Consider the following 21,294-nt stretch of genomic DNA (forward strand, 5'->3'; position numbering starts at 1 on the left):
TAGCCCGACCGAAGACGGCCCGCCGGTCCGATCCGGCGGGCCGTTTCGCGCTCGGTCGCAGGGGTGAACCATCGGGCCGGTCGGGACGCGGGCGAACCCGGCCCGCCGCCGATTCGTGCCTTCATGGAGGACTCGAGCGGGGCGGTCGGCGGCGCGAGGCCGGCGTCGGGAGCGGAGGCGGAGCGTGCGGGCGCGGTGGTCGCGACAATGGGGGCGCGAGCTGCTGCGGGCATGGCGGGAATATCGTCTCGACGGCGGCGGCTATCCTTTGGTGGTCATGAAGTCGGCTTTCCCGGGTCCGGTCGGTGCCCAGACGGTCTACCTCGATCACGCGGCCACGACACCCATGTTCCCGGTCGCTGTCGAGGCAATGTGCGCTGCGCTGGGTATGACGGGGAACGCGTCGTCGTTGCACGGGTCCGGGCGAGCCGCCCGGCGGGTGCTGGAGGAGGCGCGGGAGTCGATCGCGGCGGGGCTGGGGGCGCGGCCGTCGGAAGTGATCTTCACCTCGGGCGGGACCGAGAGCGACAATCTCGCCGTCAAGGGCATCTACTGGGCGCGGCGTGACGCCGATCCGCGGCGGAACCGAATCCTGGTGAGCGCGGTGGAGCATCACGCGGTGCTGGACACGGTCGAGTGGCTCGAGCAGCACGAGGGCGCGCGCATCACGTGGCTGGAGTGCGATGCCCAGGGCATCGTGTCGCCGCGCACGCTGCGCGACGCGCTGGCCGAGCACGCCGCCGAGACGGCTCTGGTGAGCGTCATGTGGGCCAACAACGAGGTCGGCACCATCCAGCCGATCCAGGAATTGGCCGCGGTGGCACAGGAATTCGACGTGCCCATGCACAGCGACGCGGTGCAGGCCGCGGCGCAGCTGCCCATCGACTTCGCCGCCAGCGGGCTGGCCGCGGCCAGTTTTGCCGGGCACAAGGTCGGCGGGCCGCACGGCGTGGGCGTGCTGCTGCTGGGGCGGCAGGTGCCGGCGGTGCCGCTGCTGCACGGCGGCGGGCACGAGCGGGATCTGCGCTCGGGCACCTCGGATGTACCCGCGGCGGCCGGCCTGGCCGCCGCGATTCGTGAGACCGTGGCCGGCCTGGCCGTGCGCGCGGTGGACCTGGAGCTGCTGCGGGACCGGCTCATCGAGGGCGTGCGCGCCGTCGTGCCGGACGCGGTGCTCAATGGGGCGACCGGCGCGCAACGCATGCCGGGCAACGCCCACTTCACGTTCCCCGGCTGCGAAGGCGATTCACTGCTCATGCTGCTGGACGCCGCCGGGATCGAATGCTCGACCGGATCCGCGTGCAATGCCGGTGTGGCCGGACCCTCCCATGTGCTGCTGGCCATGGGTGTGGAGCCGGCGCTGGCGCGCGGATCCCTGCGATTCTCATTGGGACACAATTCGACCGACGCCGATATCGATGCCCTGCTGGCCGTGCTGCCGCAGGTGGTGGAACGGGCGAAGGCGGCCGGACTGGCCGGAGCGAAGGGAGGCTTCTAGATGCGAGTACTTGCCGCGATGAGTGGTGGCGTGGATTCCGCCGTGGCGGCCGCCCGTGCCGTGGACGCCGGACACGAGGTGGTCGGCGTGCACCTGGCGCTGTCGGCGAGCCCGGGCACGCTACGCACCGGATCGCGCGGTTGCTGCTCCAAGGAGGACGCCGGTGACGCCCGGCGGGCGGCCGACGTGCTCGGAATCCCGTTCTACGTCTGGGATTTCGCCGACCGCTTCAAGGAGGACGTGATCGACGACTTCGTCGCCGCGTACGCCGCCGGTGAGACCCCCAACCCGTGCCTGCGCTGCAACGAGAAGATCAAGTTCTCGGCGCTGGCCGACCGCGCGGTGGCGCTGGGCTTCGACGCCGTCGTCACCGGGCACTACGCGCGGCTCGCGGACGGCGTGCTGCGCCGGGCCGTGGACGAGGACAAGGATCAGTCCTACGTGCTGGCCGTCCTTACCGCCGAACAGCTTTCGCGAGCCATGTTCCCGGTCGGCGACACCCCGAAGCCGCAGATCCGCGCCGAGGCCGCCGAGCGCGGGCTGGCGGTGGCGGGCAAGCCCGACAGCCACGACATCTGCTTCATCCCCTCCGGCGACACCCAGGCCTTCCTGGGCGCGAAGATCGGCATCCGCCCCGGCGCGGTGCTCGACGCCGACGGCACCAAGCTCGCCGACCACGAGGGTGTGCACGGCTTCACCATCGGCCAGCGCAAGGGCCTGGGCCTGCCCGGCCCGGCCGCCGACGGCAAGCCGCGCTACGTGACCGGCATCGACCCGGACACCGGTACCGTGCACGTGGGTTCGGCCAAGGATCTCGAAGTTTGGACGGTGCGCGCGGACCGCGCCATCTGGACCTCGGGCGAAAGTCCTTCCGGCCCGGTGGAATGCGTGGCCCAGGTGCGCGCCCACGGCGGCACGGCCCCGGCCGTCGCTGAGGCCGTGGACGGCGGCCTGGTGGTGCGCCTGCGCGAACCGCTGACCGGTGTGGCCCGCGGCCAGGCCGTGGTCCTCTACCGCCCCGACGCGGCGGGGGACGAGGTGCTGGGCAGCGGCACCATCTCCGGTACCGAACGCGAACCTCATTCGTACGCAAGCGAACTGGTCTCGGATAGCGCCCGGTGAGCAGCCGTCATTCGCGCAGTGGCGCGAAGTCATATATGGCGCAACAGGTCCGGCCGAAACTCGGGGGACGCATCGTGTGGCGTACCGGCCTGGCGCAACCGGCGAAGCTGCGCCCGCGACGCGGTCCCGGCAAGGCCCGCCTCGGTAGGGGCGGCGCCGCCAACCGGACCGCCGCCGAACAGACGAGCCAACCCGCCCGGACCGACACCGGCGAATTCCTGCCGGGTGAGGCACAGCCGAGCCCGGAAGGTCCGCACGACGCGACGGCGGGCAGCTTCGGCGAACGCACCGACCACTCGGGCCGCAAGCGCCAGGTCGTCCGGGTCGCCCCCTATGCCGAGCGCGGCGGCCGGGGCACCACCGGCCCGGCCCTGCCCGGCGAGGGCAGCGAGCGCGCGGGCAAGACCTGGGACTGGTTCGTGAACACGACCTGCTGGGACTGGTATGCGAATTCGAGTGGCCGGGCCGATCGCGGCGATGCCGACGAGTAATCGCACGTGGCGCGGTGTCGAGTTCGGTGGTGAGCCGGGGTTTCCGGAATCGTACGGCCGAGTGATTCGGGGTGGCTCAGATGACTGACGACACGAAGACGCCGGTGCTGCGTGGCGGCATCGCGACCGGGGTCGGCTCGTGGCCCGGGACCGATCCGCGGGAGGCTGCGGCGACCGTGGTGGGAGAGCTGGGGCAGCTGCCGCATCTCGTCGAACTGCCCGACCGCGGCGTGGGCGCGGACATGATCGGACGGGTGTCGGGCCTGCTGGTGGATATGCAGTTCGACAGCACCACGCGCGGATATCGGCTGGCGGCGCGGCCGGGCGCGGTCGCGCGGCGGGCCCACGATCTGCTGCGCACCGATCTGGACGCGCTCGAAGAGGCCTGGGAGACCGGCGGTTTCGCGGGGTCCGGCCATCCGGTGAAAGTGCAGGTGGCCGGACCGCTGTCGGTGGCGGCGGAGGTGGAGCTGCCGGGCGGGCATCGCGTCCTGACCGATTCCGGTGCGCTGCGCGATCTTTCGGAGTCGCTGGCCGAGGGCATCGCGAATCATGTGGCGGAGGTGGGCAAGCGGCTGGGCGCGCCGGTCGTGCTCCAGATCGACGAGCCACACCTGACGGCCGTGCTGACCGGCACGCTGAAGGGCGTGAGCGTCCTGAACACCGTGCGCGCCATGCCCGAACCCGAGGCACTGCACATCCTGGACATCATCGCGGAAAGCCAGTCCGTGCCGGTGCTGGTGCACACCTGCGCCGACCGGCCCGCGCTGGGCTTCCTGCGCAAGAGCGGGGCGGCCGCGGTCGGCTTCGACATGGCCGCCATCGGCACCCCCGACCTCGACCGGATCGGCGAATTACTGGACAGCGGAAAGCATCTGGTGCTCGGGCTGGTGCCCGCCACCGCGCCCGTCGCGCCCGTCACCTGGCGCGATATCGCCGAACCCGGTGTGCGGCTGATGGATCGGCTCGGTTTCCCTCGGCGCCTGCTGGCCGAGCAGATTCTGGTCTCCCCGGCCTGCGGCCTCGCCGGAGCCCCGCTCTCCTGGGCGCGCCGCGCGCTGAGCCTGGCCGCCGAGACCGCGCGTGCCTACGCCGAGGAGCCGGAGTCGCTCACCTTCGAGTGACGCCGTGTGGCAGTGTGCCGCAGACTGTTTCGGCGGGCGCGGCTCACATCCGGGCCAGGATGTCCAGCGCGATCGCCACCGCCGCCTGGTTGCTCTCCTCGTCGGGGAGTTCCAGATCACCCATCATGGACAGGCTCCAGCTGATGGCCAGCAGCGCCTGCCGGGCATGAAAGGTGGCCAGCGGCTCCGTGCTGGGCGCGGTCATGAGGTCGGCCAGCACCCGGAACTGGTAGCGCAGGCTGGTGCCGAAGCCGAGGTCCCGGAAGGCGGGCTGGTTCTCGTGCCAGAACCGGATCATGTCCTTGCCGAGGCTGTGCAGCAGCGCGCCGTAGCGAATCACGATCTCGCGGGCCCGTTCCGGCCCCGGCGGCGTGGCCTCGGCCCACCGCACGATCTCGTCTATGCCGCCACGCAGATCCTCCGACAGGCTGGCGACAATGTCTTCCTTGGTCCGGAAGTGGTAGTAGAGCGCGGCTTTCGTGACGCCCAGGCGCTCGGCGATCTCGCGCAGCGAGGTCTTCTCATAGCCGCGTTCGGAGAACAGCTCCATGGCGACGGACCGAATCCGCTCCCGCGTATCACTGCGACGCCCGTCCATCGAGTCCTTCCCTCGGTACCCCGGCCTTCTTCCTGACGGTCGGCCGCCTTTTGCTTGACGACCGGCAAGGGGAAGCCTAGCGTCTCCATCACCGGCAGATACCTAGCCGGTCGGCAAGTTACTTTGCGCAGTGGGGAGCAAGACATGACCGAGACAGCAGCGACAGTGCCGGTCGACGGCGTGGCCGTGACCGCCATCGGGGTCGCCATCATCCGGGCGCGGGAATCCGAACGCGACGATCGCCTCTACGACGACCCGCAGGCGAAGGACTTCGTGACCGCGGCCCGCAAAGGCTTCGACCCCGAACGCTGGGCGCGGATGGAAGCCCTGGCCGACCAGTTCTACGACGGCCGCAGCATCGGCGTGCGCCTGGTCGACGAGCGCTTCCGGGAGGCGATCGAGGCCGGCTGTGGCCAGTTCGTCCTCCTGGGCGCCGGTTTGGACACCCGCGCCTACCGCCTCGACCTCCCGCCCGCCCTGCACGTCTACGAGATCGACCTCCCCGAACTCTTCGCCTTCAAGGAACCGGTCCTCGCCGCCACCGCCGCCATCCCCACCTGCCACCGCCACGTGGTCATCGCCGACCTTCGCGAAAACTGGCGAAAAACCCTGCTCGACACCGGCTTCGACCCAACCGTCCCGACCTACTGGGTCGACGAGGGCTCACTCGGCTATCTCAACCAGGACTGGAACCGCCAGGTAGTCCTGACCCTCACCGAATTATCCGCCCCCGCAAGTCGTTTCGGCGCAGGACGTACGACCATCGACCCCGAAGCCCCTCGGTACCGAGACCTACGCCGCCTCGTCTCCGGCGACAACACCCCACAACCGCCTGCACCCACCCGCACCCCCGACTCCGACATCGAACACTGGCTCGACACCATCGGCTGGACCACCGAATTCCGCAGCTGGAACGACATGACCGCCCACCTACCCCGCCCCACCACCCCGCTCGACCCCCGCATCGGCACCATCGCCGCGATCCGCCGCTGAGCGCCTGACGCTGGCCGGGCCTATCCCCGGCGTGCGGCACGGAACGGAAACCGAGGTCCGTTCAACCCTGGTCCTTCGGGCGTTTGGAGCCGAAGTAGGGGCGGGCGCCGGGGTGGTCGAGTTGCCATTTGTCGGGCTTGCCGGAGCGGTAGGCGACGGGGATCTGGTCGCCGATGGCGGGCCAGTTGTTCACGTCCCAGGCGAAACGGCCGTAGACCTCATGGGCCACCACGGTGGGGCCAGAGATGCTGCCGGTGATGGTGACGTACTGCTCGCCGAGGTCGTCGGGGCGGGGGCTGACGCCGGTGACGTGGAGGGTGCCGGATTCGAGGCCGGCGGGGGCGGCGTTCCAGGAGGCGGCGAGCGGGTCGCCGGAGAAGGCTCGCGAGCTGCCGCCGTTGCGGCGACGGTAGTACACCAGGGCCGCGGCCAGTGCGCCGCCGATCAGCAGGACGAACATGAGCTGCAGGAGCATGAACTCCATGCTAGGCGGCGTGGAGTTCATGCCCGGCCGGGGCCGCGTGACGGCGGGTGCGGCTAGTGGGCGGTGAGTTCGGAGACGCCGTTGTGGCGGCGCAGCTGCCAGACCGTGGTGCGCTTGGACTGGGAGCGGCCGTTGCCGCGGTCGATGAGGGTGCGGTTGGCGGTGGTGAAGACCAGTTGCGCGCCCTGGGTATTGGTTTCGGGATTCTGGAACAGCTGGATGAGGCTGTCGGCCGTCTCGGGAGTGAGGGCGGCGTCGATATCGTCCACCGCCAGCACGCCACCGGTGTCGAGGGCATCGAGCATGGGCGGCAGCAGGCGCAGCATGGCCAGGGTGGCGCCGGACTCGTCGGTGATGTCGAAGGCGGTTTCGATGCCCTCGTGGGTGAGGCCCAGGCCGACGCCGCGGCGGGCCACCATGCGGGAGTACAGCGCGTCCCGGGCGGCGTAGAGGTTGGCCAGTTCGCGCTGCAGCAGGGTGACGGTGATGCCGTGCTCGAGGAACATCTCCTCGGCGTAGTTCGCCGAGATGGTGCAGGACTCGATTTCCTTTGTGGTGGAGGCGATATCGGCGTCCAGGTCACGCAGGTAGTCGGCGTACATGGGGTCGTCGGACGGCAGCAGCAGATCGGTGATGCCGAGGTCGGCGGCGCGCAGCAGGGTCAGCAGCCGCACCGCGTGGTCAGTCGAGCGGGAAATGTGCGAGCCCACCCGGTGCGCCACCTCCTGCGGATCCGGCTGCCCGCACTGCACTTCCAGCAGTGACTGGAACCAGCGGTAGGCCGGGACCAGCGGCTCGGCGTACAGCTGCCCGGACAGGCTGAGCAGCAAGGCATTCGGGCGCACCAGCGGCACCACGGCGCCCAGCCCGTACCGCGCGGCCTCGAACATGGGTCCGATTCGGATGTCGTCGCCGGCGCGCTCGAACACCACGCGCTTGCGATTGTGCGGATGCGAGTGCAGCCATTCCGCGGCCACATCGGCGTTGTCGAGCCGGAACCCGTAGGTGTACGGGCACCCCTCGGCGACGAAGTTCGCGACGAATTCCGAAGGGCGATCGGAGAATCCGAGGTGCGGCGTCCGAACCGGCCCGGAGTAGGGATCCCACCCGGTGACCGAATTCAGCACGGCGTCGCGCATGCGATCGAGTGCGTCGATGAGGCCGGTCTTGCCGGTGGCGGCCGTCCCGTAGACGGCGGTGACCGGTGTGGCGACCGGCCCGCTACCCCGGGTCAGCCGCAGTTCCTGCGGTTCGGCGAGTGACCGATGATTCGACACCTGAAAACTACGCAACACCCTGGACATCCTGCCGGTCGCGGGTCGGAAATGCGACTCACCTTATTCGGGTATTCCGCGGGGGTGGCACTCGGAGGGCAACTTTCGCGATATCCGGGTTCGAAACCGGTGTGATCGGCACGGATCGTGCCGCGGCCGAATGACGGTGTGCGCGAACTTCAGCGGAGCAGGCCGTACGCGCGGGCGGGAGCGAGGCGGACGACGGCGCGGCGGTCGGCGACCATGGCGCGGCGGTAGTCGTCCCAGTCGGGGTGCTCGCCGCTGAGGGCGCGGTAGTAGGCGACCAATTCGTCGACTGTGGCGTCGTCGGGATCGGCGGCGACGGGGGAGACCTCGGCCTCGCCTTCGATGACCGCGTACGACCAGAAGTCGTCACTGCTCATGTGCAGCGCGGCCCACGGCTCCCGGACCAGATTGTGGTACTTGGCACGGTCTGCGGTGATGGAGATCCGGATGATGCCGTCCTCGCCGGCCCAGTGCAGCACATTGGACAGCTGCGGACGGGTGTCGCGGCGAATCGTGGTGAGCACCGACTTACGGTGGGAGCGCGCGAAATCGACTGCCTTGGCGAGGTCCATACCGAGTGGAACCCGGGCGGTTACGGGCGTGTTCCCGAGGCCGGAAAATCCGCGTATCAGGGGTGCGACGTGCGGGAATGTTGATCAAACCTGTCGGTGGGGCGGGATAGAGTGCCTGGTGTGAGCGAATCGGGCATGGAGATCACCGCGGCGAGCGGGGACGAGCGCGTCGAGTGGCAGCGGCTGGCGGAGGAGGTTCGCGGCCATCAGTTCCGCTACTACGTGCGGGACGCGCCGATCATTACCGACGGTGAGTTCGACGAGCTGTTCAACCGGCTGGTGGCGCTCGAGGAGGCGCATCCGGATCTACGCACCCCTGATTCGCCCACCCAGCTGGTCGGCGGCGGCTTCACCACCGAGTTCCAGCCCGTGGATCACCTGGAGCGGATGTACTCGCTGGACAATGTCTTCAACGAGGACGAGATGCGGCAGTGGATCGCCAAGGTCGAGGCCGATGCCGGCGCCGATCTGCACTACGTGTGCGAGGTGAAGATCGACGGCGTCGCCCTCAATCTCGTCTACGAGGACGGCAAGCTGGTGCGCGGCGCCACCCGCGGCGACGGCCGCACCGGTGAGGACGTCACCCTCAATGCCCGCACCATCGAGGACATTCCACACGAGCTGATCCACAGCGACGGGTTCCCGGTGCCCAAGCTCCTGGAGGTACGCGGCGAAGCGTTCATGACGCTGGCCGACTTCGAGGCGCTCAACGCCGCAATCGTCGCGGAAGGCAAAGCGCCGTACGCGAATCCGCGCAATACCGCCGCCGGGTCACTGCGGCAGAAGGATCCCGCGGTGACGGCGCGGCGGCGGCTGCGCATGATCTGCCACGGCTTCGGCCGGCTGGAGGGCTTCGCGCCGGAATCGCAGTTCGAGGCCTACCGCGCGCTGGCCTCCTGGGGTCTGCCGGTGTCGGCGCACACGATCCGGGTGCAGGGCGCGGACGCGGTGGTCGGCCGCATCAACTACTGGGGCGAGCACCGCCACGACATCGAGCACGAGATCGACGGCCAGGTCATCAAGGTCGACGAGTTCAGCCTGCAGCGCCGCCTGGGCGCCACCTCGCGCGCGCCGCGCTGGGCCATCGCCTACAAGTACCCGCCGGAGGAGGCCACCACCAAGCTGCTCGACATTCAGGTGAATGTCGGTCGCACCGGCCGGGTTACGCCGTTCGCGGTCATGCAGCCGGTCACCGTGGCGGGCTCCACCGTGGCCATGGCCACCCTGCACAATGCCTCCGAGGTGCAGCGCAAGGGCGTGCTCATCGGCGACACCGTCACCATCCGCAAGGCCGGGGACGTGATTCCCGAGGTGCTGGGCCCAGTGGCGGACGCCCGCGACGGCAGCGAGCGGGAATTCGTGATGCCCACGCACTGCCCCGAGTGCGGCACCGAGCTGGCCCCGGCCAAGGAGGGCGACGCCGATATCCGCTGCCCCAACCAGCAGTACTGTCCGGCCCAGCTGCGGGAGCGGGTATTCCACGTGGCCGGGCGCGGCGCGTTCGATATCGAGGCGCTGGGCTACGAGGCCGCCATCGACCTCCTGAAGTCGGGCGCCATCACCGACGAGGGCGACCTGTTCTCCCTCGACGCGGACAGGCTGCTCACCACCACACTGTTCACCAACAAGAACGGCACCCTGTCCGCCAATGGCAAACGCCTGCTGGAGAACCTGGAGTCGGCCAAGGACCGCCCGCTGTGGCGCGTGCTGGTCGCCCTCTCCATCCGCCATGCCGGTCCCACCGCGGCCCGCGCCCTGGCCACCGCCTTCGGCAGCATGGACCGCATCCGGGAGGCCTCGGCCGAGGAACTGGCCGCCACCGACGGCGTCGGCCCCACCATTGCCGCCGCGGTCACCGAATGGTTCACCATGCCCTGGCATCTCGAGATCGTCGACAAGTGGACGGCCGCCGGCGTCCGGATGGAGGACGAGCGCGACGAGTCCATCGAGCGCAACCTGGAGGGCCTGTCCATCGTGGTGACCGGCTCGCTGGAGGGCTTCACCCGCGACGGTGCGAAGGAGGCCATCCTCGTCCGTGGCGGCAAGGCAGCCGGATCCGTCTCCAAGAAGACGGCTTTCGTCGTGATCGGCGACGCGCCGGGTTCGAAGGCCGCCAAGGCCGAGGAACTCGGTGTCCCCATCCTCGACGAGGCAGGCTTCGTGAAACTGCTCGAGGGCGGTCCGGAGGCGGTGTCGGAAAACCCCGAACCGGTGTCCGAGAGCCCGGAGGCGGTGTCCTAGAAATCGATCCGCACCGGCCCGGCGTGTCGCGCGACCGCGCCCGGTGCGGTGCGATCGGCGAGGCAATCGCGTGATGCGGGGTGGGGTTGAGGATGGAGTTGTGGTGATGAAGGTGCGGACCGAGCGGTCACGGGACGGCGGCGTGGAGATTCGGGTGGCCGAGCCCGGGGACTACCCGGCCATCGGTGAGCTGACCGTCGAGGTGTATGTCGGCGAGGGGCATGTGAATCCGCGTAGTCCCTATGTCGAGGACCTCGCCGATACGGCCACCCGGGCGGCGGCGGCCGAGATCCTGGTGGCGGTCCGCGACGGCGAGCTGCTGGGCTCGCTGACCATGGCCCGGCCCGGCACGCCGTTCGCGGATATCGCCCGGCCGGGAGAGTTGGAGTTCCGGATGCTCGCGGTGTCCAAGGGGGCCCGCGGGCTGGGAGTGGGGACTGCCCTCATGAGGCGGGTGATCGATACCGCCCGCGCCGAAGGGTTCGACGCCGTGGTGCTCACCACCATGCCGACCATGCAGGATGCGCGGCGCATGTACGACACGCTGGGCTTTGCGCATGTGCCGGAAAGAGATTGGCGCACCGACACGGGCCTGCCGCTCACGGTGATGCGCCTGGAGATCGCTGCGGCACGCTGACCTGACCTGACCTGGCCGGGCCGGACGCCCGGCATTGTCGAATGGGCGAAGGGCGGAGGCGGACTCATCGACCGGCCGCGGCGGACCGGCTCGACCGACACGCGGTCGAACCGGCCAACCTCGCGGGCCCGCGACGGTTTCGCGGGCGATGTCCCGGGGACGGCGGCGACGGAAGTCCGGTCTGTCATCCCGGCATGTCCGGGCCGCGATCTCGGGTGGTGGATTTCGTCCGAGAACGCGCCGGGACTGCCGGGCGAACCCGATCAGGTCAGGACGCCGTCGATGCAGAGCGATGCGGTGCGCCAGGTCGGCGCGGGACGTGGGCCGTCGAAATCCCACTGTGAGATCGGGTGTGCGGCCTCCCAGAGCATGATGTCGCCGGGGAGGCGGACCACCTGGTACACGTCGTCGGTGCCGGGGATGAGCTGATTGCCGACGCAGTAGTCGGTGTAGCTGGTGCCGGGTTGTCTTGCACCTGCGCTGAATTGGCCGACGGGGCTGGCGGTCGCGCCCGGGGTCGGTACCGTGCTCGGCCGATCGGTGGCGGCCCCGGCGAACCAGTACGGCGCGCCCGACTGGGTTCCGCAGCGGAAGGTGGTGCCGCCGGCGACCACGGTGCTGTCCTGTGGGTGAGTCGTTCCCGCCCAGAGGCATCCGGCGCCCGCGTGTGACTTGCGCTCGCTCGGTTCGGCTTCGGCGGCCGCAGCGAGCGGAAGGCCGGCGACCGCCAGCGCGGCGGCGGCGAGGGGTGCGGCGGCCGCGCGCCCGAGGTGGCGGGTGCTGCCGGGCGTGGCAGGCCTGCTCGCGCGGGTGGGAACGGTGCTCGAGCGGGTGGATGTGGTGCTCGCGCGGGTGGGTGTGGACTTCGCAGTGGTCGGTGCCGCATTCGCGGTGGTGGGCATGGTGCTCGTGGGTGTCGGGATGGGTGTTGCGGGGTTGCGCATGGGGGCTCCCGTAGCTCGGTGCCGGGTCAGCAGAAGCTGGCCAGCGGGCGGCAGACGGTGTAGCCGGAGCCGTCGGCGTTCCAGGACGGCGTCCAGACGGATGGATTGCCCGCCCGGTTGTCGAGCGGCTGCGGCGAAGGGGCGGGGACCTCGCCGGGGGAACGCGGATGCTGGTTCTGCAGAACGGGATTCATGTCCGAGTGCAGGTAGCCGAAGGGGTCGCTCGCGTGCAGGCCGGTGGGGTCGTCACCGTGGGTGATGATGCCTGAACTGCCGCCGGATCGGGGCCCGGCCGAATCGGAGGCGCCGGGCGAAATGGTGCCGCGGGACAGGGATTCGGCGGTGGCGGGCCCGGCTGCGAGCATGGCTGCGGCCAGTCCGGCCATGGGGGTCAGGGCGAGGGTCGATTGTCGGAGGATCGGGCGTGATCGATGGGCTTGCGGCATGGCGTCCTGCCTCTCTGCATGGCGTCACTGCTGATCTGCTTGCCGGTTCTGGTCACGTCGGTGACTTATCTACTAAATAAGACCGTAGATCGGCTACGTAGATGAATGGTAGGTAAATCCTGTGAATCTACTAAGTTCATACGTAGATGTGGGACGGCGAACAGCGGCCGGGCAGACGAGAACGCCCCCACCGGATTCGGCGGGGGCGTGAAACGCTGTGCGAGAAAGGTGGTGCGGCTCAGCCGAGCACGGTGGCGACGATGCCGGCCAGATAGCCGAGCCGTGCGATCTCCGACGGCCGGAAATCCGGACCACCCGGGCGGCCCAGCAGCAGCACCTTGCCGGTATTACCGAGCGGCGCCGCGGCCAGCTTGGTGTCCATGTCCTTCCACAGCTGCGGCAGCCAGTCGGCCTCACCGTCGAGGACCGTCGGCTTCTCCAGTGGCATCCACGGTGTCGACGCCGCCTGGGTCGACGGGGCGCTCTGCGAGCCCACCACGCGGTACGCGCCCTGCGGGCCCATGTCGAGCACGGTCGACCAGCCCACCCGCAGCACCCGCGGCACGCCGTCGACCAGCACTTGCAAACGATCGTCGCGCGCATTGGCGACCTGATCGATGAGCTCGAGTTCGCGGTGGGTGTCCAGCATCCCGGAGTACGGGCGCAGCGAATCGACCTGTACATCGTGCAGGGATTCGGCCGCGGTGATGAGGGTGTCGGGCAGCGCGCCCGAGGGCACCTCCACCACGATGTCGTCGATCGCGAAGCCGTCGCCGCGTTCGACGACATCCAGCGAGAGGATGTCCGCGCCGACGGAACCCAGCGCCAAGGCCAGCGATCCGAGACTCCCTGGGCGATCCGGAAGTTGCACGCGAAGCAGATAAGACACGTGCCTTCCTTTCTTTACTGTGCGACCGAAACTTTCGGACGGGTACCCGAGTCCCGCAATACTTACACCCTCGAGAGCTGGTTATCGAATCGAACCATTCCCTGTGACGCGGGCCACCTACCCATCGGTTACACATTGATGGTGCCAGGTCTGGCGCACACCTGCGACCGCTGGCCCGAGGCGACCCACTAGGCTGTCGGATGGCCAATCACCAAGCTCGAACCATGCCGAAAGGGGTCCCGCGGTGCCCGCCATCTCCAGGGACGAGGTCGCTCACCTCGCCCGGCTGTCCCGGCTCGCTTTGACGGACGACGAACTCGATCTGTACGCCGGTCAGCTGGATTCCATCCTGACCCACGTCGCACAGATCTCGCAGGTCGCCGCCGCGGACGTGCCCACCACCGCATCCCCGAATCCGGAGACCAATGTGACGCGCCCGGATGCGGAGCAGCCCTGCCTGACTCCGGAGCAGGCGCTCGCCATGGCGCCGGCCGTCGACGAGCAGCGGTTCATGGTTCCGCAGATTCTGGGAGAGGGCCAATGACAGACCTGACCAAACTGTCCGCGGCCGAACTCGCGGACAAGATCCACGCGCGCGAGGTCTCCTCGGTCGAGGTCACCGAGGCCCACATCCAGCGCATCGCCGAGGTCGACGGGGAGATCAACGCCTTCCTGCACGTGGCCGGCGAGCAGGCGCTGCTGACCGCCGCCGAGGTGGACCGTCAGGTCGCCGGCGGCAAGGTGGTCTCGGCGCTGGCCGGTGTTCCCTTGGCGCTCAAGGACGTTTTCACCACCACGGACATGCCGACCACCTGCGGGTCGAAGATCCTCGAGGGCTGGGTGTCGCCGTACGACGCGACGCTCACCACCAAGCTGCGCGAGGCGGGCATCCCGATCCTCGGCAAGACGAACATGGACGAGTTCGCCATGGGTTCGTCCACCGAGAACTCGGCGTACGGCCCGACCCGCAATCCCTGGGATACAGACCGGATTCCGGGTGGCTCGGGTGGTGGCTCCGCCGCGGCGCTCGCCTCGTATCAGGCGCCGCTGGCCATCGGCACCGACACCGGCGGTTCCATCCGCCAGCCCGCCGCGGTCACCGCGACCGTCGGCACCAAGCCGACCTACGGCACCGTGTCCCGTTTCGGCCTGGTCGCCTGCGCGTCCTCGCTGGACCAGGGTGGCCCGTGTGGACGCACCGTGCTGGACACCGCGCTGCTGCACGAGGTGATCGCGGGCTACGATCCGAAGGACTCCACCTCCCGCAATGTGCCGGTGCCGCCGGTGGTCGCCGCCGCCCGCGCGGGTGCCAAGGGCGACCTGAAGGGCGTGAAAGTCGGTGTGGTGAAGGAACTTCACTCCGACAGCTACCAGCCGGGCGTCATCGCCTCCTTCGACGCCGCGGTCGCGCAGCTGAAGGAGCTCGGCGCCGAGGTGGTCGAGGTGTCCTGCCCGCACTTCGAATACGCGTTGCCCGCCTACTACCTGATCCTGCCGTCGGAGGTGTCGTCGAACCTGGCGCGCTTCGACGCCATGCGGTACGGCCTGCGCGTCGGCGACGACGGCTCGCACTCGGCCGAGCAGGTCATGTCCATGACCCGTGAGGCCGGGCTGGGCCCGGAGGTCAAGCGCCGCATCATGATCGGCACCTACGCGCTGTCGGCCGGGTACTACGACGCCTACTACGGTCAGGCCAACAAGGTCCGCAACCTGATCGCGCAGGACTTCGACAAGGCCTACGCGACCGTCGACGTGCTGGTCTCGCCGACCAGCCCGTTCACCCCGTGGAAGCTGGGCGAGAAGGTCAACGACCCGCTGGCCATGTACCTCTCGGACCTGTGCACGCTACCCACCAACCTGGCCGGGCACTGCGCCATGTCGGTGCCGTCCGGGCTCAGCGCGGACGACGGCATGCCGGTCGGTCTGCAGATCATGGCCCCGGCGCTGGCGGACGACCGGCTCTACCGGGTCGGCGCGGCCTACGAGGCGGCCCGCGGGCCCATCGCCTGATCGAGGCAATCGTGACGGCCTGATCGAGGCAATCGTGACGGCCTGATCGAGGCAATCGTGACGGCCTGATCGAGGCAATCGTGACGGCCTGATCGAGGCGGTCCCGCAATCGAATTCGGCCCTCGCCGGTGTCCACCGGCGGGGGCCGTCCGCATCCACCGGCCGGGGGCCGCGCGCTGTCCGCCCGGGTTGCCCGAATCCCGCTGCCAGACTTATCCGTATCCGTAATCCGTCCGATCGGCGTCCAGCCGATCGGGCAATGCCTGCGGCGTGTCGGTCCAGACCGGTAGGCTGGCAGCGGTTCGGCGTGTGTGAAGGGTTTTCTTGGGGATGTTGCGACGCGGCGAAGTCTTCGCGGGCTACGTGATCGAGCGCGAAGTGGGCCGTGGCGGAATGGGTTCGGTCTATGCTGCCCGCCACCCGCGGCTCCCGCGGCTCATCGCGCTCAAACTGCTGCACCGGGAGATGTTCGGCGAGAACGAGACTCGCCTCCGGTTCGAACGCGAGGCCGATGTCATCGCCCAGCTCGACCATCCCAACATCATCACCGTCTACGACCGTGGCGACGAGGACGAGCAGCTGTGGATCGCCATGCAGTACGTGGACGGGGTCGACTGCGCCTCCATCGACCCCTATGACCTCAGCCCCGACCGGGCGGTCGAGATCATCGTGCAGACCGCGGCCGCACTGGATTACGCGCACGGGCGCGGCGTACTGCACCGGGATGTGAAGCCCGCCAATATCCTGCTGTCCCGCTCCGGCGGCATCGGCGCCGGATTCGCCGAGCGGGCGCTGCTCAGCGACTTCGGCATCGCCCGGGTGCTCGACGACACGGCGCACCTGACCCGCACCGGCATGCTCAATGCCACCCTGGCCTACGCCTCCCCGGAACAGCTCACCTCGGCGCCCATGGGGCCGCGATCGGACCAATATTCCCTGGCGTGCACGCTGTTTCGGCTGCTCACCGGGCACGGGCCGTTCGACGCGCCGAATATCGCGACCGTCATGCTCGGGCATCTGCAATCGCCGCCGCCCGAGGTGAGCCTGCTGCGGCCCGAGCTGCCCGCGGAACTGGACGCGGTGCTGAGGAAGGCGCTGTCCAAGGATCCGCGGGACCGCTACGACACCTGCTTCGAATTCGCGCAGACCGCCTGGGAGACGGTGGCCGAACCGGTGTCGCTGGTGCGGCGGCCGCGCGGGCCGGTCGCGGACCGGCTGCCGCGTCCGGACACCGTGCTCGGCTGCCTGTTCGGCGGCGCCGTCGGGGACGCGCTGGGCGCGCCGATCGAGACCATGCTGCTGCCGAACATCCAGCAGCGCTATGGGATCCAGGGCGTCACCGGGGAGGGCAGCGGCTACCGGGGCCGCATCTCCGACGAGACGCAGCTGGCGCTGTTCACCATGGAGGCGCTCATCCGCAGCGCGCGGGCGCGTGAGCGCGGGACCGCAGCCGCGGTGGGCATGATCCAGGAGAACCTGCTGGTGTGGCTGCGCGGGCAGGGGCAGGCGGCGGTGCCGGAACAGCCGGTGCCGTTGCAGAGCGGGCTGACCGGATACCCGGAGCTGATGACCTACCGGGGGCCGACACAGACGACCATCTCGGCCATGCTGCGGGTGGCGGCGCGGCAGCAGCCCGGAATTCCGCTGGGCACCCGCGATCATCCGATCAACGACTCCAAGGGCTGTGCGGCCACCGTGCGATCCGCACCGTGCGGGTTCATGCCCTCGCTGGAGTACGCGTTCGAATTGGCCTGTGACGCGGCGGCGCTCACCCACGGCAATCCGAGCGGCTGGCTGCCGGCGGGCGCGTTCGCGGCCATCGTGTACGGGCTGTGCCAGGGACTGGACGTGCGGGCGGCGGTGGAACAGGCTCGGGCCCAGCTGGTTCGCAACCGCGATCACGAGGAGACCACCCAGGCACTGGACGCGGCCGTGCGGCTGGCCGACACCGTGGCCTTCCGGGGACGGCCGATGCCGCCGCCCGGACTGCTGGAGCCGCTGGGCACCGGCGTCATCGGGTCCGAGGCGCTGGCCCTGGGGGTGTGCGCGGCAGTATGCGCCGAAAACGTGGGCGGCACACCGGAACAGATCTTCCGCAACGGCGTGCTGCTGTCGGTGAATCATTCCGGGGACAGCGACTCGACCGGCGCCGTCTGCGGTGCGCTGCTCGGGGCCCGGCTCGGGGTGCACGCCATCCCCGCGCCCTGGCGGGCCGGACTCGACGCGGCGGCGGCCATCGAACGGCTGGCCGCCGACTTCACCCGCGAATTCCGCGGCGCCGCTCAGCAGCCCGGCATGACCGTGCCCTGGTCGGCGCCGTAGCGGTGACCGTGACCGGGCGGGGCGTCGAGCGCGCCCAGCAGGTCGGCGGTGGTCTGCAGGAAGCTGATCACCGGAAGCCAGTGCGGGACCGGCGCGTCCGGGCGGGCGCCGGTGAGATCCGGTGCGCGCCACAGCAGAGCCGGCGACCAGTGCACCACCGGATCGGAGGCATTGGCCAGCACCGTCGCCCGGCCGTGCTGCACCTGCCCGGCGGGCGGGCCTGCCCAGAGCGCGCCGCAGACGCGTCGGTCCTGGTCGGCGGCATCGGTGAAGACGGCGCTGCCGCCCAGCGCGCCCAGGCTCTGACCGTAGATGTAGAGCTTCGGCGGATTCGGTAGCGCCGCAATCCTTTGCTCCACGGCCCGGAACAGGGCGCGGGCGGATTGCGCGGCGGCGCTGCGCCCGAAGACGAAGGTGACCCAGCTCGGGGCGTCGGAGTACTGCAGACCGACCAGGGCGACATCGCCGCCGAAGCGGGCGTCGAGACCCTTGGCCGCATCGCTGTCGATCCAGCCCGAACCGGTCGGCACCGTCACCACCAGATTGCGGCGTTGCAATCCGCCGGTGCGCTCCAGCTCCCGAATCGCCAGCGCCACCCGGGAATCCAGATCGGGCGCGGAGTTCAGCCCGACATAGACCCGCACGGTCCGCGCCGGCGCCCCCGCCACGAACCGGCGGCCCTGCGCCCCCAGCGACGGCCAGCTCGCCATCGACACCGGACTGCCCGACCGCGTCGGCGAATCCGGTTGCACCAACTCCGGATCCACATACGAATTGGCCGCCGCATAGGCCGCCCGCCGCCACTCCGCCACCGTCGGCACGATCACCAGCTGCCCCGCCATCAGCAGCGCCACCCCCGCCGCGATACTGCGCACCCGTCCCAATCTCCGCACCACCCAGCCCACCCCGTGCGCGATCGCCACCACCAGGACAACCAGTGGAACCGTCCACGCGAGCCACTGCGCCCAGTACCACGGTCCTATCCCGCCGACCCCCATGGCGGCCCGTAACTTGTTCTGCCACTGCTCGGCACTACTCGTCGCCATCCCGACCAGCGCCACCGCCACGATCAATGCCGGAACACGCGCGCGCGGCAGGTGCGCGACCCCGAATCGACTCCACCGCAACACCATCCGGATGACCGCCGCGAGCCCCAACCCGATCAGCACCACGAGTGCGGTCAGCATCGCCTGCGCCGACGGCGTCCGCGGCAGCAGCCCCGGCGCCAACGAGATCATGGTCCCGCCCGCCGCCGCCACACTCGTCTCCACCCGCGGCACTCGAAACCACGCCCACCCGAACCGCATTCGAGACGAGCCAGCGATGTCGGCTGCCACGGTCGTGGCTTCGGCCCGATCGAGCGGTGCGCTCGTGATCTCGGGCGGGCGGGTCACAGCGCCACCGCCACGCCGTCGAGTGCGCGGGGGCCGCGCTCTGGCGCGAGGCTGACCCGGCGGGAGCGCCTGCGGCGCACGAGAATGGTTGTCACGGTGGCCAGTCCGGCGGCGACTCCGATGCCGGCGAGGGTGAGTCTCGCGGGGGAGGGGGCGTCGCCGGAGGGCTCGAAGAAGGGCTCGTAGATGGGGTTGCCGTAGTCCTGGCGGATGGAGTTCAGGTCCACGGCCGTGGTGGCGACGCCGGCCATGACCTGACATTGGGCGCGCGAGACCGGGTTTTCGCGGGTGTCGCAGGCCGCGTGCATGCGTCGTTCCAGCGCGGCGTCCACGGTTTGCCGGGCCCACGGGCCGAGCGGCTGGCCGTGCGCGGCGGCGTAGCGTAGCAGGTCGTAGCCGAGATCGTGGGATTTGCAGGCCAGATCGAATTCGGCGGGCAGGGGGACGGGGGAGGAGCAGTCACCGTTCGGGTTGATCAGCATGCCCGCCTCGATGACCGGGCGGTACCCGGCTTCGGTCACGAAGTCCCCGGGGATGACCGCCGGGTCCGGTTGCGCGGCAACCGCTTGCAGGATTCCGGTGCGGGCGGCCGCGTTCTCCGGCGAGACCGGAATGCCGACCGCAGCGCCCCCGGCCGGGGCGAAGGCCACGCCGGCCGAGCACACGATGGTCGCGGCCGCGGCGAGCACGCCGACCCGGCGCAACCGGTCCGCCGCCGAGCCGCTGGCTGGGTGGCCGACGGCTGCCGCGGACCGGGAGGCTGTGGAACGGGGCGAAGTGCTGCGGGAATTCGGGAACGCTCTCATGGGTCTCGACGCTAGGAATCGGGCTCCGACCAGGGCCTCAGCCTGCGGGGCGGTTCCGGAGTGGGCGGGTCGGGGGAGGCCCGAGCGGGTGTCGTACCCGGGTAGGGGGTGGGAGATCACTCAGGGGTATGAGGTGAGGGCGGCGCGGAGTCTCTACGGTCGAGGGCATGGTCGGAAATATGTCTGGGCAGGCCCGTGTCGCACGGGCGCGGCAGGTGTTCGACGGGTTCACGGTCCTGCTCGCGATCGTCTTCATCTCGGTGGCCTGGCCGACGCTCCATCTGACGCACAAGGTTCCGGCCGCGGCCGCGCCGTTCATCGCGGGCTTCGCCGCGTTCCCGATTCTTCTGCTGCGAGTGAATCCGCCACTGGGATGGGCGGTTTCGGCCGGTTCGGCGCTGATGATCGCGCTCGCGGTGCCGCATCAGCCGGGCAATACGATCCCGTTCCAGGTGGTGCACATCCTGGTGCTGTTCGCCCTGGTGTTCGCGGTGGCCGTGCGCGCCCCCATCCGGATCGTGGCCGTGGTGTGGGTGGCCACCTCGCTGCTGTTCGCCACCGCCATGGCCCAGACCGGGGACAGCTTCGCCGAATCCGGGGTCGGCTGGCCGCTGGCCATCACCGGCCTGGTGGTGTTCGGCCTGCTCATCCGGTGGGTGGTGCTGTCGCGGCAGGCGCTACTCAAATCGGAGGAGGAGACCGAGCTGGAGCGGGCCCGCCGCGCCATCCTCGAGGAGAAGGCGCGCATCGCCCGCGACCTGCACGATGTAGTGGCGCACCACATGTCGATGGTGGTGGTGCAGGCGCAGACCGCGCCGTATCGGATCAGCGGGCTGTCGGCCGATGCCCGCGCCGAATTCGAGTCCATCGGCGCCGGTGCGCGGGCGGCGCTCAACGAGATCCGCGGCATGCTCGGCGTTCTGCGCAGTGACGGGCAGCTGCCCGAGCATGCGCCGCAGCCCTCGGCCGCCGACATCCCGGGTCTGCTCGAGGGCGCGCAGCGCGCCGGGGTGCCGCTCACCTGGACCGTCGACGGCAGCCTCGACACCGTGCCCGAGACCACGGGCCTGGCGCTCTACCGGATCGTTCAGGAGTCGCTGGCCAATGCGTCCCGGCACGCGCCCGGGGCGGCGGTGCGCGTGGACCTCGGCTGTGCGGGCGAGCTGACCCTGACCGTCGCCAATGATCGGCCGATCGCGGTGCGGCCGGGTGATCACTCGGGCACGTCCGGCAGCGGTATCGCGGGTATGCAGACCCGTGCGGCCGCGGTCGGCGGCGTGCTCACCGCCGGGCCCCGACCGGACGGCGGGTTCGAGGTGCAGGCCCGGCTGCCGCTGGCGCCCGTGCTGAGTGCCGCGGGCGGGGCGGAGGTGCTCGGCTCCGGCCGCTGAGTTCGGGGTTTTCGTCACCGAGCCGGGTCCG

20 protein-coding genes are annotated in these 21,294 nt (G+C 70.1%); 11 read left to right on the forward strand and 9 right to left on the reverse strand.

Going from position 1 to position 21,294, the window contains the following annotated elements; genetic code table 11:
* Positions 1-277: 277 nt before the first annotated feature.
* The 4 genes from ACIRRA_RS19550 (at position 278) to ACIRRA_RS19565 (ending at position 4,235) form a co-directional block, all read left to right on the forward strand.
* A complete protein-coding gene (locus ACIRRA_RS19550) occupies positions 278-1,498 on the forward strand; it encodes a cysteine desulfurase family protein (protein WP_402769701.1) in 1,221 nt (406 codons plus the stop codon).
* Positions 1,499-2,620: a tRNA 2-thiouridine(34) synthase MnmA gene (gene mnmA / locus ACIRRA_RS19555; RefSeq protein WP_356997537.1), complete on the forward strand. Its 1,122-nt coding sequence runs from the start codon at positions 1,499-1,501 to the stop codon at positions 2,618-2,620. It begins immediately after the preceding gene.
* Positions 2,621-2,655: 35 nt separating this feature from the next.
* Complete coding sequence (locus ACIRRA_RS19560; protein WP_402769704.1) at positions 2,656-3,111, forward strand: hypothetical protein; 456 nt, start codon at positions 2,656-2,658, stop codon at positions 3,109-3,111.
* Between the two features lie 80 nt (positions 3,112-3,191).
* Positions 3,192-4,235 (forward strand): methionine synthase, encoded by a 1,044-nt coding sequence (locus ACIRRA_RS19565; protein WP_402769707.1) that lies wholly within the window; start codon positions 3,192-3,194, stop codon positions 4,233-4,235.
* Positions 4,236-4,278: 43 nt separating this feature from the next.
* On the opposite strand, the gene ACIRRA_RS19570 is transcribed toward ACIRRA_RS19565, so the two are convergent.
* A complete protein-coding gene (locus ACIRRA_RS19570; RefSeq protein ID WP_402769710.1) occupies positions 4,279-4,833 on the reverse strand; it encodes a TetR/AcrR family transcriptional regulator in 555 nt (184 codons plus the stop codon).
* Between the two features lie 144 nt (positions 4,834-4,977).
* On the opposite strand from ACIRRA_RS19570, the gene ACIRRA_RS19575 reads away from it, so the two are divergent.
* Entirely contained in the window at positions 4,978-5,826 is an 849-nt protein-coding gene (locus ACIRRA_RS19575; protein WP_402769713.1) for an SAM-dependent methyltransferase, read from the forward strand.
* Positions 5,827-5,887: 61 nt separating this feature from the next.
* Here the strand turns inward: ACIRRA_RS19575 and ACIRRA_RS19580 are convergent, their stop codons facing one another.
* The 3 genes from ACIRRA_RS19580 to ACIRRA_RS19590 form a co-directional block, all read right to left on the reverse strand.
* Positions 5,888-6,301, reverse strand: coding sequence for a hypothetical protein (locus tag ACIRRA_RS19580; RefSeq protein WP_402769716.1), 414 nt, complete (start codon positions 6,299-6,301; stop codon positions 5,888-5,890).
* 62 nt (positions 6,302-6,363) lie between these two features.
* A complete protein-coding gene (locus ACIRRA_RS19585; protein WP_402769719.1) occupies positions 6,364-7,605 on the reverse strand; it encodes an ATP/GTP-binding protein in 1,242 nt (413 codons plus the stop codon).
* Between the two features lie 158 nt (positions 7,606-7,763).
* Positions 7,764-8,183, reverse strand: coding sequence for a PPOX class F420-dependent oxidoreductase (locus tag ACIRRA_RS19590; RefSeq protein ID WP_356997546.1), 420 nt, complete (start codon positions 8,181-8,183; stop codon positions 7,764-7,766).
* A 135-nt stretch (positions 8,184-8,318) separates the two neighbouring features.
* Between ACIRRA_RS19590 and ligA the strand changes: the two genes are divergently transcribed.
* Entirely contained in the window at positions 8,319-10,424 is a 2,106-nt protein-coding gene (gene ligA, locus ACIRRA_RS19595; RefSeq protein WP_402769865.1) for an NAD-dependent DNA ligase LigA, read from the forward strand.
* Between the two features lie 106 nt (positions 10,425-10,530).
* The gene (locus ACIRRA_RS19600) at positions 10,531-11,061 is read left to right on the forward strand and encodes a GNAT family N-acetyltransferase (RefSeq protein ID WP_402769722.1); all 531 of its coding nucleotides are present in this window, start codon (positions 10,531-10,533) and stop codon (positions 11,059-11,061) included.
* Positions 11,062-11,324: 263 nt separating this feature from the next.
* On the opposite strand, the gene ACIRRA_RS19605 is transcribed toward ACIRRA_RS19600, so the two are convergent.
* The 3 genes from ACIRRA_RS19605 to ACIRRA_RS19615 all read right to left on the reverse strand — a co-directional run bounded on the left by ACIRRA_RS19605 (position 11,325) and on the right by ACIRRA_RS19615 (position 13,340).
* Complete coding sequence (locus ACIRRA_RS19605) at positions 11,325-12,005, reverse strand: hypothetical protein (protein ID WP_402769725.1); 681 nt, start codon at positions 12,003-12,005, stop codon at positions 11,325-11,327.
* Between the two features lie 26 nt (positions 12,006-12,031).
* Positions 12,032-12,391 carry a hypothetical protein gene (locus ACIRRA_RS19610; protein WP_402769727.1) on the reverse strand — a complete coding sequence of 120 codons (360 nt, stop codon included), beginning with the start codon at positions 12,389-12,391 and terminating at the stop codon, positions 12,032-12,034.
* A 298-nt stretch (positions 12,392-12,689) separates the two neighbouring features.
* Positions 12,690-13,340: an amino acid-binding protein gene (locus tag ACIRRA_RS19615; RefSeq protein ID WP_402769730.1), complete on the reverse strand. Its 651-nt coding sequence runs from the start codon at positions 13,338-13,340 to the stop codon at positions 12,690-12,692.
* Between the two features lie 244 nt (positions 13,341-13,584).
* Between ACIRRA_RS19615 and gatC the strand changes: the two genes are divergently transcribed.
* The 3 genes from gatC to ACIRRA_RS19630 all read left to right on the forward strand — a co-directional run bounded on the left by gatC (position 13,585) and on the right by ACIRRA_RS19630 (position 17,672).
* The gene (gene gatC, locus ACIRRA_RS19620; protein WP_402769733.1) at positions 13,585-13,884 is read left to right on the forward strand and encodes an Asp-tRNA(Asn)/Glu-tRNA(Gln) amidotransferase subunit GatC; all 300 of its coding nucleotides are present in this window, start codon (positions 13,585-13,587) and stop codon (positions 13,882-13,884) included.
* The gene (gene gatA, locus ACIRRA_RS19625) at positions 13,881-15,350 is read left to right on the forward strand and encodes an Asp-tRNA(Asn)/Glu-tRNA(Gln) amidotransferase subunit GatA (protein WP_402769736.1); all 1,470 of its coding nucleotides are present in this window, start codon (positions 13,881-13,883) and stop codon (positions 15,348-15,350) included. The genes gatC and gatA overlap by 4 nt, the downstream gene beginning before the upstream one ends.
* 330 nt (positions 15,351-15,680) lie before the next feature.
* On the forward strand, positions 15,681-17,672 hold the full coding sequence (locus tag ACIRRA_RS19630) for an ADP-ribosylglycohydrolase family protein (protein WP_402769739.1): 1,992 nt from the start codon (positions 15,681-15,683) through the stop codon (positions 17,670-17,672).
* On the opposite strand, the gene ACIRRA_RS19635 is transcribed toward ACIRRA_RS19630, so the two are convergent.
* Positions 17,633-18,943, reverse strand: a complete 1,311-nt coding sequence (locus tag ACIRRA_RS19635; protein WP_402769742.1) for an alpha/beta-hydrolase family protein — start codon at positions 18,941-18,943, stop codon at positions 17,633-17,635. The genes ACIRRA_RS19630 and ACIRRA_RS19635 overlap by 40 nt on opposite strands.
* A gap of 119 nt (positions 18,944-19,062) precedes the next feature.
* Positions 19,063-19,872, reverse strand: a complete 810-nt coding sequence (locus tag ACIRRA_RS19640) for a hypothetical protein (protein ID WP_402769745.1) — start codon at positions 19,870-19,872, stop codon at positions 19,063-19,065.
* Between the two features lie 179 nt (positions 19,873-20,051).
* On the opposite strand from ACIRRA_RS19640, the gene ACIRRA_RS19645 reads away from it, so the two are divergent.
* Entirely contained in the window at positions 20,052-21,263 is a 1,212-nt protein-coding gene (locus ACIRRA_RS19645; protein WP_402769748.1) for a sensor histidine kinase, read from the forward strand.
* Positions 21,264-21,294: the final 31 nt, after the last annotated feature.

It is taken from the genome of Nocardia sp. NPDC101769 (assembly GCF_044766925.1).
Lineage (GTDB): Bacteria > Actinomycetota > Actinomycetes > Mycobacteriales > Mycobacteriaceae > Nocardia.

Coding starts and splice junctions, on each gene's coding strand:
- ACIRRA_RS19550 (WP_402769701.1), top strand. CDS start 278: ATGAAGTCGGCTTTCCCGGGTCCGGTCGGTGCCCAGACGGTCTACCTC.
- mnmA (WP_356997537.1), top strand. CDS start 1,499: ATGCGAGTACTTGCCGCGATGAGTGGTGGCGTGGATTCCGCCGTGGCG.
- ACIRRA_RS19560 (WP_402769704.1), top strand. CDS start 2,656: ATGGCGCAACAGGTCCGGCCGAAACTCGGGGGACGCATCGTGTGGCGT.
- ACIRRA_RS19565 (WP_402769707.1), top strand. CDS start 3,192: ATGACTGACGACACGAAGACGCCGGTGCTGCGTGGCGGCATCGCGACC.
- ACIRRA_RS19570 (WP_402769710.1), bottom strand. CDS start 4,833: ATGGACGGGCGTCGCAGTGATACGCGGGAGCGGATTCGGTCCGTCGCC.
- ACIRRA_RS19575 (WP_402769713.1), top strand. CDS start 4,978: ATGACCGAGACAGCAGCGACAGTGCCGGTCGACGGCGTGGCCGTGACC.
- ACIRRA_RS19580 (WP_402769716.1), bottom strand. CDS start 6,301: ATGCTCCTGCAGCTCATGTTCGTCCTGCTGATCGGCGGCGCACTGGCC.
- ACIRRA_RS19590 (WP_356997546.1), bottom strand. CDS start 8,183: ATGGACCTCGCCAAGGCAGTCGATTTCGCGCGCTCCCACCGTAAGTCG.
- ligA (WP_402769865.1), top strand. CDS start 8,319: ATGGAGATCACCGCGGCGAGCGGGGACGAGCGCGTCGAGTGGCAGCGG.
- ACIRRA_RS19600 (WP_402769722.1), top strand. CDS start 10,531: ATGAAGGTGCGGACCGAGCGGTCACGGGACGGCGGCGTGGAGATTCGG.
- ACIRRA_RS19605 (WP_402769725.1), bottom strand. CDS start 12,005: ATGCGCAACCCCGCAACACCCATCCCGACACCCACGAGCACCATGCCC.
- ACIRRA_RS19610 (WP_402769727.1), bottom strand. CDS start 12,391: ATGGCCGGACTGGCCGCAGCCATGCTCGCAGCCGGGCCCGCCACCGCC.
- gatA (WP_402769736.1), top strand. CDS start 13,881: ATGACAGACCTGACCAAACTGTCCGCGGCCGAACTCGCGGACAAGATC.
- ACIRRA_RS19630 (WP_402769739.1), top strand. CDS start 15,681: ATGTTGCGACGCGGCGAAGTCTTCGCGGGCTACGTGATCGAGCGCGAA.
- ACIRRA_RS19640 (WP_402769745.1), bottom strand. CDS start 19,872: ATGAGAGCGTTCCCGAATTCCCGCAGCACTTCGCCCCGTTCCACAGCC.
- ACIRRA_RS19645 (WP_402769748.1), top strand. CDS start 20,052: ATGTCTGGGCAGGCCCGTGTCGCACGGGCGCGGCAGGTGTTCGACGGG.